This window comes from Actinomycetospora soli (genome assembly GCF_021026295.1).
Classification (GTDB): domain Bacteria; phylum Actinomycetota; class Actinomycetes; order Mycobacteriales; family Pseudonocardiaceae; genus Actinomycetospora; species Actinomycetospora soli.
The window spans coordinates 43235-56023 of record NZ_JAJNDA010000019.1 but is presented as its reverse complement, the minus strand read 5'-3'; the positions used below and the strand labels follow the sequence as shown (position 1 = coordinate 56023).

The window sequence follows — 12789 nt, the reverse complement described above, 5'->3', positions numbered from 1 at the left end:
CGTAGGCGAGGGGCCCGACACGCACCAGGATCCGTCCGCCCGGTGGAAGGTCAGTACTCCGCGAACTCGCCCATCCGCCGCCAGTCCGGCCAGGTGAGCTCCTTGAGCCAGTGGATCCGGCCGTCGCGGTAGCCCGCCAGCAGTACGACCTCGATCCGGGTCGGTCGCTCGCCCGGCATCGTCGTGGTGATCCAGACGCGGCCCGCGAGGCGGTCGCCGGACTCGATCCAGGCCTCGTCGTCGTACTCGACCGCGTAGGTGATGGCGGTGGGGTAGACGCGCTCGTGGCCGGCACGGAAGGCCGCGAGGTCCTGGACCGCGCCGTTGGTGTGGAGCTCGAACCCGGGGTCGTAGAACTCGTCGACGAGGGAGGCGTCCTTCGCCTCGACCATGCGCGTGAACATCTCGCGCAGCCGTGCCTGGAGGGTGCTCATCGGTCCACCCTGGCCCACACCGCGGCGCTCGCGACCCTCCGCGACACTGCTCGTCGTGCTGGCCCGGTCCGTGCTGCTGGTCGTCCTCCTGCTCGGCGGGTGCGGCACGGCGGCGGCGCCAGCGCCCGCGCCGGTGGGCGAGCCGCTGCGCGTGATGACCTGGAACGTCCTCACCTCACGGTCCGACCCCGCCGACTGGGCGCCCGTGATCGCCGCGCACCGACCCGACGTCGTGGGCCTGCAGGAGATCTGCGCCGCGGAGGTGACCGGGCTGGCCGCGCTGCTGCGGGCGCGGGGGCTGGCGTACACGGCGGTGCCCGGGCCCGTCGTCCCGACGCCGGACGAGGACGCGGCCCCCGTCAACGCCGCGCTGCGCCGGCCGTGCGCGGACCGCGGGGACGTGACCTACGGGCTCGGGGTGCTCAGCCGCCTCCCCGTCGCCGCCGCGTCCACGACCCTGTTCGCCCCCGACCGCCGCGACGAGCAGCGCGGCTACCAGCGCGTCGACCTCGGCGGACTCGTCGTCGTGAACGCGCACCTCGGGCTGAACGGGACCGCCGGGCCGCAGCTGCGGGCGCTGGCCGGGGTCGCGGCCGGAGAGCCCGGACCCGTCGTCGTGCTGGGGGACCTCAACCGCGCCGACGTCGGGCCCCTCGGGGCCCTCACCTCCGTGGGCTCCTTCCCGACGTCGGGTGCGGGCGCGATCGACCACGTGCTCGTCCGGGGGCTGGGCGTGGTGTCCGCCGCGGCGCCCGAGGTGTCGGTGTCCGACCACCGGCCGCTCGTGGCGGAGCTGCGTCGGTGACGGCACGTAGCGTCGGGGGCATGCGTGGATGGGTGCGACCGTGGCTGCAGCTCGTCGAGATCTCGGTGTCCGCGCCGATCGTGATCGGACTGCGGACGGCGCGGATCGTCGCGAGCGGGCGCCCGCCGGGCCCGAAGGAGCGCCGGGAGCTGCGGCGGATGGTGACCGAGAAGGCGACGGCGTTCACCGAGGCCGGCCGCATCGCCGTGACCCGGCCGCCGAGCGACGTCGCCCGCTACGTCGGCGACGTGCTCGCCCCGGTGCACCGCACCGTCCGCGGCAACCGGCGCCGGCTCACGCGCCTCTGACGCGGGCCACGAGCACCGAGTTGACGACGTCGGTGAAGGGGTGGACCACCGAGAGCGTGTCCATCCCGGGCAGGTCGTGCGGGTCGAGCACCGGGTAGAGCAGCCCGCGCAGGGAGTGGGCGCTGCGGGCGAGGACGAGCGTGCCCGGCGCCAGGGTGCGCGCGAGGTGGGAGAGCAGGGCGAGCTTCGCGTCGGGGTCGAGGCCGGCGAGGGCCGCGAGGTAGACGAGGTCGTGGTCGAGGTCGTGGCGGTCGAGGACGTCGCCCACGTCGAAGCGCAGCCCGGTGCGCCCGAGCCGTCGGGCGAGCGCGGTGCTCAGGGCGACCGCCTCGGGGGCGTGGTCGAGGTTGTCGACCGCGCAGCCGTACGTGTCGGCCAAGAGCATCGAGGTGAGGGGGAGCGGGCCCGACCCGACGAACAGCACCCGCCGGATCCGGTGCGGCACCAGGCCGGAGACCGCGTGGTGCTCCAGGCGGGTCAGGTCGACGTAGTTCTGGTGGTACGGGAACCGCGCGAGCTCGGCCTCGGGGTCCTGGGCCGCCGCGATCCGCTGCGCCCAGTGTCGCTCGAGCTCGAACTCGCCGTCGGCGCAGAGGCGGCGCAGCTCCGGCAGGAGGCTCGCGACGGCGGGGTCGCCGAGGACCGCGTCCGCCTCGCGGGCGGCCGACGGGTCGACGGCGAGGGCGACGAGCCGACCGAACAGGTCGTCGGTGCGTGGGCCGGGCGTCAGGTCCGGACACGCGGCGAGGGCGGCGTGCAGGGCGCGGACCTGGGTGACCACGGCGGCCCGTGCGGACCCGGTGTCGCCGTGACCGCACCCGTGGACGGCCGGTCGCGCCGCCCGGGACGGGGTCGGCTGGTGCTGGTGGGACGGGTGGGGCCCGGGACGACGGGTCGGCGTCGAGCTCGTCATGATCGTTCGACCTCCACGATGGTGCCCGGCGGGAACGCGTGCCAACATACGTGCTCGTGTGCGCACGCAACACCACTGAACCGGTCGATCCGTGGCAGCAGCTGCCCGCGGACGACCGGGTGGAGGAGGTCGTCGACGGCCTGCGGATGCTGGCCGACCCGACGCGCCTGCGGCTGTTGTGGCTGCTCTGTGGCGAGGAACTGGACGTCTCGACCCTCGCCGAGCGCCTCGGCGCGGCACGCCCCGCGGTGTCGCAGCACCTCGCGAAACTCCGCCTCGTGGGCCTGATCACCCAACGCCGCGACGGTCGCCGGGTGCTCTCGCGCGCCCGGGACCACCACGTGGGAGAGCTGCTGGCCGTGCTCGTCCACGACGCGGGGCACCGGCTCGCGGAACGGTGACGGTCGGAGCGTCAGTACTTGGGTCCGACGAATTCGTCGAGTCTCGCCACCGCCGCCCTGCGTGCCACCGAGATCGCGTTCCAGCGCGGTCGACGGTGCTCGACCCCGATCTCGTCGAGGGCGTGCGCGCAGATGTCGAGGATGTCGACGGAATGGTTGGAGAACCAGTAGCGCGGATATTCGTAGCGCTTGCCGCCGGGCCGCGACCGGGCCCAGTTCACGACGCGGCAGCCGTCGGAATGCATCAGTCCTCGCACGAGACGCCCGGCGTGCGCCCGGGAGACCTGTTCCTGCCAGGGCGCCAGGACGATGGTGCGATCGTGCTTGCGGCCCGGCCCGTGTTAAGGGAACAGGCACGTCCAGTGCGTCGAGTAGCTCTTCACCTCGCGGCAGCCCGCCCGGCGCACCGAGGAGACCGACGACGTGGGCATGACGGCGCACATCGCCCGTTCCACCTCGGCCCGGACGCCGGGCCAGTCGTCCGCGCAGAAGACGGACAGGGAGGCGACGCCGCGCCGACCCTCGACGATGTGTCCGTCGCCGAGGTACTGCCCGAGCAGATAGGCGTACTCCGCGTCGTCGAGACCGACCGCGTGGCAGATCGGACATCGATCCCGACGTGAACCGTCGGAATCCGGTCCGGATCGCGGGGCACGGCACCACCGCCGGACCGTGGACGGCGAGACGCCCACGCGACGCGCGATCTCGTCCGTCGACACCCCGTCGGCGAACAGGGCGAGAACGACGTCGACGGTGGCTCGGTCATGCATGTCGGAATGGTGCATCGACGCCCCGACAGTCTCGGCGGGAGTCGATCGGCGCCGCGAGCGACACCGCGTCCGCCGGTCGCCGGAGCACTGCACTAGAATCGTCGGAGCACGACCGAGTGGAGCAGCCCCCGTAGCCCAATCGGCAGCAGGCAATGGTCTCAAACTCCATACAGTGTGGGTTCGAATCCCACCGGGGGCACCACGCTCGTCCCGCGGGTACGTCAGGCAGGGGTCATCCGCCGGCGCCCGGGATGCCTGACGTCAGGCTCGCGACGCGGCGGCCACCGGGGCTGACGGGGCACTGTGAGAGCGCCCTCATCGTGGCGCTCGTCGTCGACGGCGGGCGAGGGCCGCTCGGTACGCTGCACTGAATCGAACCCGCCAGCACGGGGACGAGGATCGGCCCGCCCCTCGGGGGAGACGCAGGGCGGCTCGAGCGGCAGCGAGCGCACCAGGAGGACCCGCCATGAGCCAGCAGGCCGCGGACATCGTCGCCGAGGCGGACACCGTCCCCGAGCCCGAGGAGACGCCGCGCGAGTCGCTGCGTGTCCTGGTCGCCGAGGACGAGGCGCTCATCCGCATGGACCTCGTGGAGATGCTGCGCGAGGAGGGCTACGACGTCGTGGGCGAGGCCGCCGACGGCGCGCAGGCCGTGGAGATGGCCCGCAGCCTGAAGCCGGGCCTCGTCATGATGGACATCAAGATGCCCGGCACCGACGGGCTCGAGGCGGCCACGACGATCGCGCAGGAGCGCATCGCTCCCGTCGTCATGCTGACCGCCTTCTCCCAGCGCGAGCTGGTCGACTCGGCGCGCGACGCCGGGGCGATGGCCTACCTGGTCAAGCCGTTCACGCGCACCGACGTGGTGCCGGCCATCGAGGTCGCCGCGAGCCGGTTCGCCGAGGTCCGGGCGCTCGAGGACGAGGTCGCCGGGCTCACCGAGCGCCTCGAGACCCGCAAGGCCGTCGAGCGCGCCAAGGGCCTGCTCATGGCGAAGAAGAAGATGACCGAGCCGGACGCCTTCCGCTGGATCCAGCGGACCGCGATGGACCGGCGCACCTCGATGAAGGTCGTGGCCGACGCCGTCATCGAGACGTTCGGCTGACCGGGGCGCGCGCCGTACCGAGACGATCACGGTGACGGTGCGTCGATGGTCCGCGTGAGTGACCGGTGACGCTGACCTGCAGTAACGGGCCCACCCGTCACCGGGCTTCACCTGATCGTGACCTACGGTGTCCGGCCATGAGGCGAACCGCAGCGCTCGCGACCGTCGTGGTGACGGCTGCCCTGGCCCTGACGGCCTGCGGCGCCTCGGGCTCCTCGCCGGGGGACTGCGACACCGACCGGGGCACGCTGACCGTCGGCCTGGTGGCGCCGCTGTCCGGCGAGCTCGCGAACATCGGCGCCGGCATGCGCAACGCCGCCGACCTCGCCGTCCGCCAGGCCAACGACCGGTGCGCGATCCCGGGGTACCGCCTCGCGCTGGACGCGCGGGACGACCGCGCCGACCCGGCGACCGGCGCCGAGGCGGCCCGGCAGCTCGCCGCCGACCCCGACCTCGTCGGCGTGGTCGGGACGTACAACTCCTCCACCGCGCAGGCCGTGCAGCCGGTGCTCAGCGACGCCGGGGTCGTGCAGGTGTCCCCGGGCAACACCAACGTGTCCCTGACCCGGGGGGCGAACCCCGTCACCGCCCCGCTGCGGCAGTACCAGACCTACTTCCGCGTCGTCGCGACCGACGCCGTGCAGGGCCCCCTCGCGGCGAACTACCTCGCCGGGACCGGACGGACCCGGGTCGCGGTGATCAGCGACGGCAACACCTACGGCGAGGGTCTCGCGGGCGAGTTCGTCAAGCAGTTCCAGACCCGCGGCGGCCAGGTGGTCCTGCGTCAGACCCTCCCGGCGACCGCATCCGCGACGGCCCGGGACGCCACGGTCGCCGCCGTCCGCGCGGCCCGGCCGCAGGCCGTCTTCTACGGCGGCGAGTACCCGGCCGGCGGGCCGCTCTCCGAGGCGCTCGCGGGCGCGGGCGGCCCTGTGATGGGCGGCGACGGCATGGTGAACCCCGCCTACGCCGCGGCCGGGGGACAGGACGGCGACCTGGGTACCACCGTGGGCGCGCCGCCCGAGTCGGTGCCCGGCGCCCGGGGCTTCGTCGACGCCTACCGCGCGGCGGGCTACCCCGAGGGCTACGGCGAGTACGGCGCCTTCAGCTTCGACGCGACCAACGTGGTGCTCGATGCCGTGGCGAGCGTGGTGAACGGTCGTGGTGGCGGAGAGTGGTCGACCGATCAACGCCCCGCGGTGGACCAGGCGGTGCAGTCGACTGACGCGGACGGCGTCACCGGGCCGATCTCCTTCGACCGCTTCGGGGACGTCAGCTCCGACGCGGTGGCCGTGTATCGGCTGGTCGGCGGCCGATGGATCCCGGAGCGTACCCAACCTTAAGCGGTTGCGCCGAGCGGCACGTCCGTTCCGGCAGAGCTTGCGTTACGGCTTCGATACCAGCTGGACGCCCGCTGTTCCTCGCGGTGATTTGGGTCTATGTTTCCCACCCGACCGGCGGAGTTTGGAACTTCAACGGTCGCTCTGCGAGCACACCAGCATGGAGGTTGTTTCAGTGGTCCGACGTCGGTTCGCCGCCGCGGGCGCCCTGGTCGCGGCAGCGGCCCTGGTGCTCTCCGGCTGCGCCAACCAGAGTGGGAGCGGTCCGGCGCAGACCAGCGCCGCCCCCGCGCCCGCCCAGCCCAACAACGCCGTCCTGCCCGCCGGTGACGGCCAGGGCCGGTGCGCGCCCGGCACCTCGATCGCGTACGTCGGCACCCTCGCCGGCCAGAACGCCGCGCTCGGCCAGGCGATCGCCAACGCCACCGAGCTGGCGGTCAACCAGCACAACCAGGCGAACCCCGGGTGCCAGGTCACCCTCGTCAAGGCCGACTCCGGCGGCACGCCCGACACCGCGGTGGGCCCGACGCAGGCCGTCATCAACAACCAGGCCGTCCTCGGCATCGTCGGCCTGCCGTTCTCCGGCGAGTCGAAGGCCGTCGGCCCGGCGCTCAACGCCGCGGGTCTGGTCAACATCACCCCGTCGGCCACCAACCCGGGCCTGACGCAGAACGGCTGGACGACCTTCTTCCGCGGCCTCGGCAACGACGCCGTCCAGGGGCCGGCCGCCGCGAAGTGGATGCAGCAGAAGTTCACCCCGCAGTCGATCTGCGTCATCAAGGACGACTCGGACTACGGCATCGGCCTCGCGCAGGCCGTCACCCAGGCGCTCGGCCCGCAGGTCGCCGCGTGCCAGGGCGACGTCAAGACCAACCAGAAGGAGTTCTCCGCGACGGTCGGCCAGGTCCAGCAGGCCAACCCGCAGGCGATCTTCTACGCCGGGTACTACACCGAGGCCTCGCCGCTGATCCAGCAGCTGCGTGACGCGGGCGTCCAGACGCCGTTCGTCGCGCCGGACGGCGTCAAGGACGAGCAGTTCGTGGTCAACGCCGCCGGCTCCGCCAACGGCTCGTTCCTCACCTGCCCGTGCGTCCCGCAGGAGGGCTTCACCGCCTTCACGCAGGCCTACCAGCAGGCCTACAACACCCCGCCGCAGACCTACTCGGCCGAGGCGTACGACGCCGCGACCATCCTGCTGCAGGGCATCGACAAGGGCGCGAACTCGCGTCCGGCGCTGCTCAACTTCGTCAAGTCCTACAACGGTCAGGGCCTGACGAAGAAGTTCCAGTGGCAGCCCAACGGCGAGCTCACCGACACCCCGGTGTACGTCTACCGGGTCGACGGCGACAAGATCGTCACGGATTCGCCGATCACCGGCTGATCACCGCCAGATGACGGCCGCGTCCGGGCCAGGAGCCCGGGCGCGGCCGTCGTTCGTCCGCCCCCGCGGCACCACTACGGTCACCACCGCCGCGTTCCCCCGGCCGGGCCACCAGCCTCGGCCGCCGGCGCCCCCAGGGAGAGCGTCATCCACACCCTCACCGCTGTCACGGACCTGGTCGCCCAGGGTTCCGGGCCGTGGATCAACTTCGACGTCGGGTTGTTCCTCGACCGCTTCTGGGCCAACACCATCAACGGGCTCTCCTACGGGAGCATCTACGCCCTGGTCGCCCTCGGTTACACCCTGGTCTACGGGGTGCTCCAGCTCATCAACTTCGCCCACTCCGAGATCTTCGTGATCGGGGTGTTCGGCGTGTACTTCACCTTCCTCGCGCTGGGCTTCCAGCCGGGTCAGACCCCGAACGTCCCGCTCGCCGGGATCATCGCGAACCTGGTCCTCGCGGGCGCGGTCGGCATGATCCTCGCCGGGGTCGCGGCGGTGATCCTCGAACGCGTCGCCTACCGGCCGCTGCGCAAGCGCAACGCCCCGCGCCTCGCGTTCCTCATCACCGCGATCGGCGCCTCGTTCGTCATCCAGCAGATCTTCCGGATCACCCGCGGCTCCAACCCCGAGGGCACCATCCGGCTGCTGCCGCCCGAGCCGCTGTTCCGCATCTTCGGCGCGCCCGTCACCAACCTCCAGGTGATCATCATCCTGGCGGCGCTGGCGTTGTTCGTCATCGCGGACTCGTTCGTCAACCGGACCCGCCTCGGCCGCGGCGTGCGCGCCGTCGCCCAGGACCCGGCCACCGCGACCCTCATGGGCGTCAACCGCGAGCGCGTCATCATGATCACGTTCCTGCTCGGCGGCCTGCTCGCCGGCGCGGCGGCGCTGTTCTACCTGATGACGATCCCGCAGGGCGCCGTGTTCAACGGCGGCTTCCTGCTCGGCATCAAGGCGTTCGCGGCGGCCGTCCTCGGCGGGATCGGCAACCTGCGCGGCGCCCTGCTCGGCGGGCTGATCCTCGGGATCGCGGAGAACTACGGGCAGTCCCTGTTCGGCGGCGACTGGCGCGACGTGGTCGCGTTCGTGCTGCTCGTGGGCGTCCTGATGTTCCGGCCGACCGGGATCCTCGGCGAGTCGCTGGGGAAGGCGAGGGTATGACGACCACCGAGGCACGTCTGTCGTCGTCGGGCCCGAAGCAGAGCCGCCGCGCCGAGCTCTCGCGCTGGTGGAACGCCCGCAGCCGTCCCCAGCAGTGGGGCCTGCTCGTCCCGGTGGCCGCGCTCATCTACCTGCTGCCGGTGCTCAACCCGCCGATCATCACCACCGAGCCGGCGACGTCGTTCCCGATCGCGCTGTTCAACGCAGCGGTCTTCGCGCTGATCGCGATCGGCCTCAACGTCGTCATCGGGCAGGCGGGCCTGCTCGACCTCGGCTACGTCGGCTTCTTCGCGATCGGCGCCTACACCGCGGCGCTGCTCTCCTCGCCCGACTCCGAGCTCGGCGTGCGCTTCCCGTGGCTGGTGATCGTGCCGATCGCCATGGTCGTCACGATGATCTCCGGGGTCATCCTCGGGACGCCGACGCTGCGGCTGCGCGGCGACTACCTCGCGATCGTCACGCTGGGCTTCGGCGAGATCGTCCGCCTGCTGGCCGACAACATCGACCCGCTGCGCGGCAACCGGGGCTTCCAGGACATCGCGCGGCCCGGCGGCGCGTACTCCGACGGCACGCCGATCTTCACCCAGAACGACGCCCAGGGTTTCTACTGGCTCGCGGTCACCATCGTCATCATCATCCTGCTGTTCATGGGGAACCTGGAGCGCTCGCGGGTCGGGCGCGCCTGGATCGCCGTGCGCGAGGACGAGGACGCCGCCGAGCTCACCGGGGTGCCGACCTACCGGTTCAAGATCTGGGCGTTCGCGATCGGCGCCGCGGTCGGCGGCCTGTCCGGCACGCTGTTCGCCGCGCAGGTCGGCTTCGTCAACAACCAGCGCTTCGACGTCACCACCTCGATCCTCTACCTCGCCGCGGTCGTCCTCGGCGGGCAGGGCAACAAGATCGGCGTCGTCGTCGGGGCCTTCCTGGTCTCCTACATCCCCGACCGGTTCCAGTTCGAGCCCGAGTACCGCTTCCTGGTCTTCGGTCTCGCGCTGATCGTCCTGATGATCTTCCGGCCGCAGGGCCTGCTCGGGATGCGCCAGCACCTGCTCACCTTCGGGCGGCAGGCATACCAGAAACTGTTCGGGGCGGGGACCGGCGTCGCGCCGACGTCGCTCACCCCGGCGACCAGACCGGCGGGTGAGCCGCCGGAGGCCGTTCCCGACGACAGGTCCGGGTCGCGTCCGGAGGGAGGTGGCGAGTGAGCAGCGCAGCGGGAGACGGAGCGGAGCGGAGCTCGACCCGGACGACGCAGCCCGAGGAGGGCCTGCTCGAGGCCGTCGAGCAGATGGACTCTGCCGAGCGGGCGGAGCACGAGGCCGCGGTCGCCGAGAAGGTCGCCCCGGACCGCGAGATCGCGGTGTCGGCGGGGGAGACCCTGCTCGCCGTCGACGGCCTGACCGTCCGGTTCGGCGGGCTCACCGCGCTCGACGACGTCTCGTTCGACGTGAAGCGGGGCGAGATCCTCGGCCTCATCGGACCGAACGGCGCCGGGAAGACGACCTGCTTCAACATCGTCACCGGCGTCTACCGGCCCACCGAGGGCGACATCCGCCTCGAGGGCCGGTCGCTCGCGAAGATGAAGCGGTACAAGATCATCCAGGCGGGCGTGGCCCGGACGTTCCAGAACATCCGGCTCTTCGGGGCGATGACGGCGCTGGAGAACGTCGTCGTCGGCACCGACGCGCGGCACCGCACGTCGGTGCCCGGCGCCCTGCTCCGGCTCCCGCGGCACCGTCGCGAGGAGCGGGAGGCCGTGGACAAGGCGATGGCGCTGCTGGAGTTCGTCGGGATCGCCCACCGGGCGGCGGACAAGGCGACGTCGCTGCCCTACGGCGACCAGCGCCGGCTGGAGATCGCCCGCGCGCTCGCGACGGAGCCCAAGCTGCTCTGCCTCGACGAGCCCGCGGCCGGGTTCTCGGCGGTCGAGAAGGACGCGCTCTCCGAGCTCATCCTCAAGATTCGCGACGACGGGTTCACGGTGGTCCTCGTCGAGCACGACATGCGGGTGGTGCTCGGCGTGACCGACCGGCTCGTCGTCCTCGACTTCGGCCGCAAGATCGCCGACGGCGTCCCCGACGACGTGCGGCGCGACCCCGCCGTCGTGTCGGCCTACCTCGGAACGGCGGTGGACGAGTGAGCCTGCTCGAGCTCGCGGACGTCAACGTCGCCTACGGGCGCATCCAGGCGCTGCGGGGGATCACGCTCTCGGTGACCGAGGGGCAGATCGTCTCGCTGATCGGCGCGAACGGTGCCGGCAAGACGACGACGATGAAGACCGTCTCCGGTCTCCTCGGACTGCAGTCGGGGACGATGACCTTCGACGGCGAGGACCTGACGAAGGTCCGCGCCGACCTGCGGGTGCGCAAGGGCATCTGCCAGGTGCCCGAGGGCCGGGGGATCTTCCCCGGCATGACGGTGCTGGAGAACCTGGACATGGGCGGGTTCGTCCGGTCCGACCGCCGGTCCAAGGAGTTCGCCGAGGACCAGGAGCGGGCGTTCACCTACTTCCCGCGCCTGGCCGAGCGACGCAACCAGGTCGGCGGCACCCTCTCCGGCGGCGAGCAGCAGATGCTCGCCATCGGCCGGGCGCTCATGGCCCGGCCCCGGCTGCTGCTGCTCGACGAGCCCTCGATGGGGCTCGCCCCGCAGTTCATCCAGCAGATCTTCCGGGTGATCGAGGACATCAACAAGGAGGGGGTGACGATCCTGCTCGTCGAGCAGAACGCCACCCAGGCCCTCGGGCTCGCCCACCAGGCGTACGTGCTGGAGACCGGGGAGGTGACCCGCTCCGGGCCGGGCTCGGAGCTGCTCGCCGACCCGACGATCCAGGACGCGTACCTGGGCGTGTCGTAGGGGTCGCCCCGCTGTTCCCGACGAACGGGTCGATCGTGCGGTGAGAACGCACGGACGACCCGTTCGTCAGGTCCGGGCGGCCCGCGCCGCGGTCACCGCCCGGACCGCCCGCCGGCTCAGGGCGGTCACGACGGCCTCGAGGGGACCGCGGCCCGCGGTCGCGCGCCAGCCCCAGCCGAGCAGGAGGACGGCGACGACCTGGATGACGTAGCCCGCCGTCGGGCCGTACACGTCCAGGTCGGAGTTGATGAACAGGACGTGCAGCGCGTAGAAGGTCAGCGTCATGCCGCCCGCGGCCGCGAGCGGGGCGCGGACCACGTCGAGCGCGACCCGCAGCCGTGGGCGCGTCACGTGGTCGGCGAGCAGGGCGACCCCGAGCACCGCGAGCGAGATGCCGATCGTCAGGGTCAGGTCGGGCGGTGTGGAGGAGTGCGGGGTGTCGACGGCGAGCCACCACCAGGTCGTCGTCGGGGTCACCCCGTCCGGCCCGACGGTCAGGGCCTCGTGGACGGTCGCCGGGTCCGCGCCCGACGAGGCCGCGAGGATCCGGGGCAGCCCCTCGCGTATCAGCAGGTCCGAGACCACGACCGCCGTGACCGCGAGCGCCGCGCCGACCCCCGCCAGCAGACCCGCCGTCCGAGCCGAGGACAGGCGCATCCGGCCGACGGCCAGCCCGACACACAGGTAGGGCAGCCAGGACAGCACGGGGTAGTAGCCCGTGACGGCGAGCTCGGTGAGCAGCCCGCCGGGGTCGCTCGCGAGCCACGCGAACGACGGGTTCAGCCCGCTCGCCACGGGCAGGTGCGCCCGCAGCGCGTGGCTCGCGACCGGGGCGGCCACCACCAGCACCGCCCCGAGCGCGAGCAGGGTGCGCCGCCCCAGGAACACCAGCGGCACCGCGGCCACGAACAGCAGCGCGTAGTAGACCAGGATCACCGCCGCCACCTCCGGGTCGTTGCCGCCCAGGAGGAGCCCGACCAGCCCGACCGCGAGGCCCCGCACCACGAGCCCCACCGCCGTCGGGAGCGCACGGTCGCTCCGCACCGGGACCCGGCTGCGCCCGGTGGTGAAGGCGATGCCGACGCCGGCGAGGAGTGCGAACAGCGCGGCCGACTTCCCGCCGGCGAGCACCGAGGTCCAGGTCGCGTTCCCGGCGGCGTCGGACTCGTAGAGGGCGTGGACCGCCATCATCCCGATCAGGGCGAGGCCGCGGGCGGTGTCGACCCCGAGGATGCGCGCCCGCGGGGGAGCGGGCTCCTCGGCGACGGGAGGGGCGGGCTCCGGGGGCGTCAGGGTGAGGGCATGCGTCATC

General features: G+C 72.5%; 15 protein-coding genes and 1 tRNA gene. 11 read left to right on the top strand and 5 right to left on the bottom strand.

Annotation, left to right across the window (positions count from 1 at the left end; genetic code table 11):
• Nucleotides 1–50 precede the first annotated feature (50 nt).
• Nucleotides 51–434: a nuclear transport factor 2 family protein gene (locus LN037_RS25105; protein WP_230758598.1), complete on the bottom strand. Its 384-nt coding sequence runs from the start codon at nucleotides 432–434 to the stop codon at nucleotides 51–53.
• Nucleotides 435–489: 55 nt separating this feature from the next.
• On the opposite strand from LN037_RS25105, the gene LN037_RS25100 reads away from it, so the two are divergent.
• Together LN037_RS25100 and LN037_RS25095 are read left to right on the top strand one after the other, a co-directional pair.
• A complete protein-coding gene (locus LN037_RS25100) occupies nucleotides 490–1239 on the top strand; it encodes an endonuclease/exonuclease/phosphatase family protein (protein ID WP_230758596.1) in 750 nt (249 codons plus the stop codon).
• Nucleotides 1240–1259: 20 nt separating this feature from the next.
• A complete protein-coding gene (locus LN037_RS25095) occupies nucleotides 1260–1547 on the top strand; it encodes a conserved oligomeric Golgi complex subunit 6 (RefSeq protein WP_230758594.1) in 288 nt (95 codons plus the stop codon).
• Here the strand turns inward: LN037_RS25095 and LN037_RS25090 are convergent.
• Nucleotides 1534–2460: a nicotianamine synthase family protein gene (locus tag LN037_RS25090; RefSeq protein ID WP_230758592.1), complete on the bottom strand. Its 927-nt coding sequence runs from the start codon at nucleotides 2458–2460 to the stop codon at nucleotides 1534–1536. The two genes, LN037_RS25095 and LN037_RS25090, sit on opposite strands and share 14 nt — an antisense overlap.
• Before the next feature lie 56 nt (nucleotides 2461–2516).
• Here LN037_RS25090 and LN037_RS25085 point away from each other — a divergent pair, with 56 nt between their 5' ends.
• Nucleotides 2517–2861 (top strand): ArsR/SmtB family transcription factor, encoded by a 345-nt coding sequence (locus LN037_RS25085; protein WP_372460526.1) that lies wholly within the window; start codon nucleotides 2517–2519, stop codon nucleotides 2859–2861.
• A gap of 11 nt (nucleotides 2862–2872) precedes the next feature.
• Here the strand turns inward: LN037_RS25085 and LN037_RS25080 are convergent, their stop codons facing one another.
• Nucleotides 2873–3106 carry a hypothetical protein gene (locus LN037_RS25080; protein WP_230758590.1) on the bottom strand — a complete coding sequence of 78 codons (234 nt, stop codon included), beginning with the start codon at nucleotides 3104–3106 and terminating at the stop codon, nucleotides 2873–2875.
• Nucleotides 3107–3202: 96 nt separating this feature from the next.
• Nucleotides 3203–3631, bottom strand: coding sequence for a helix-turn-helix domain-containing protein (locus tag LN037_RS25075; RefSeq protein ID WP_372460525.1), 429 nt, complete (start codon nucleotides 3629–3631; stop codon nucleotides 3203–3205).
• Between the two features lie 124 nt (nucleotides 3632–3755).
• Here LN037_RS25075 and LN037_RS25070 point away from each other — a divergent pair.
• The 8 genes from LN037_RS25070 (at nucleotide 3756) to LN037_RS25035 (ending at nucleotide 11477) form a co-directional block, all read left to right on the top strand.
• Nucleotides 3756–3833, top strand: a tRNA-Leu gene (locus LN037_RS25070).
• 264 nt (nucleotides 3834–4097) lie between these two features.
• Entirely contained in the window at nucleotides 4098–4736 is a 639-nt protein-coding gene (locus tag LN037_RS25065; RefSeq protein ID WP_230758586.1) for an ANTAR domain-containing response regulator, read from the top strand.
• Nucleotides 4737–4873: 137 nt separating this feature from the next.
• Nucleotides 4874–6079: a branched-chain amino acid ABC transporter substrate-binding protein gene (locus LN037_RS25060; protein ID WP_230758583.1), complete on the top strand. Its 1206-nt coding sequence runs from the start codon at nucleotides 4874–4876 to the stop codon at nucleotides 6077–6079.
• 172 nt (nucleotides 6080–6251) lie between these two features.
• Entirely contained in the window at nucleotides 6252–7457 is a 1206-nt protein-coding gene (locus tag LN037_RS25055; RefSeq protein ID WP_230758581.1) for a branched-chain amino acid ABC transporter substrate-binding protein, read from the top strand.
• A gap of 219 nt (nucleotides 7458–7676) precedes the next feature.
• The gene (locus tag LN037_RS25050) at nucleotides 7677–8621 is read left to right on the top strand and encodes a branched-chain amino acid ABC transporter permease (protein ID WP_230758579.1); all 945 of its coding nucleotides are present in this window, start codon (nucleotides 7677–7679) and stop codon (nucleotides 8619–8621) included.
• Nucleotides 8618–9826 (top strand): branched-chain amino acid ABC transporter permease, encoded by a 1209-nt coding sequence (locus LN037_RS25045; protein WP_230758578.1) that lies wholly within the window; start codon nucleotides 8618–8620, stop codon nucleotides 9824–9826. Before LN037_RS25050 ends, LN037_RS25045 begins: the two co-directional genes overlap by 4 nt.
• A gap of 83 nt (nucleotides 9827–9909) precedes the next feature.
• Nucleotides 9910–10761 carry an ABC transporter ATP-binding protein gene (locus tag LN037_RS25040; protein WP_230758705.1) on the top strand — a complete coding sequence of 284 codons (852 nt, stop codon included), beginning with the start codon at nucleotides 9910–9912 and terminating at the stop codon, nucleotides 10759–10761.
• Nucleotides 10758–11477: an ABC transporter ATP-binding protein gene (locus LN037_RS25035; RefSeq protein WP_230758575.1), complete on the top strand. Its 720-nt coding sequence runs from the start codon at nucleotides 10758–10760 to the stop codon at nucleotides 11475–11477. Before LN037_RS25040 ends, LN037_RS25035 begins: the two co-directional genes overlap by 4 nt.
• Nucleotides 11478–11543: 66 nt before the next feature.
• On the opposite strand, the gene LN037_RS25030 is transcribed toward LN037_RS25035, so the two are convergent.
• The gene (locus LN037_RS25030) at nucleotides 11544–12788 is read right to left on the bottom strand and encodes a heparan-alpha-glucosaminide N-acetyltransferase domain-containing protein (RefSeq protein WP_230758573.1); all 1245 of its coding nucleotides are present in this window, start codon (nucleotides 12786–12788) and stop codon (nucleotides 11544–11546) included.
• Nucleotide 12789: the final 1 nt, after the last annotated feature.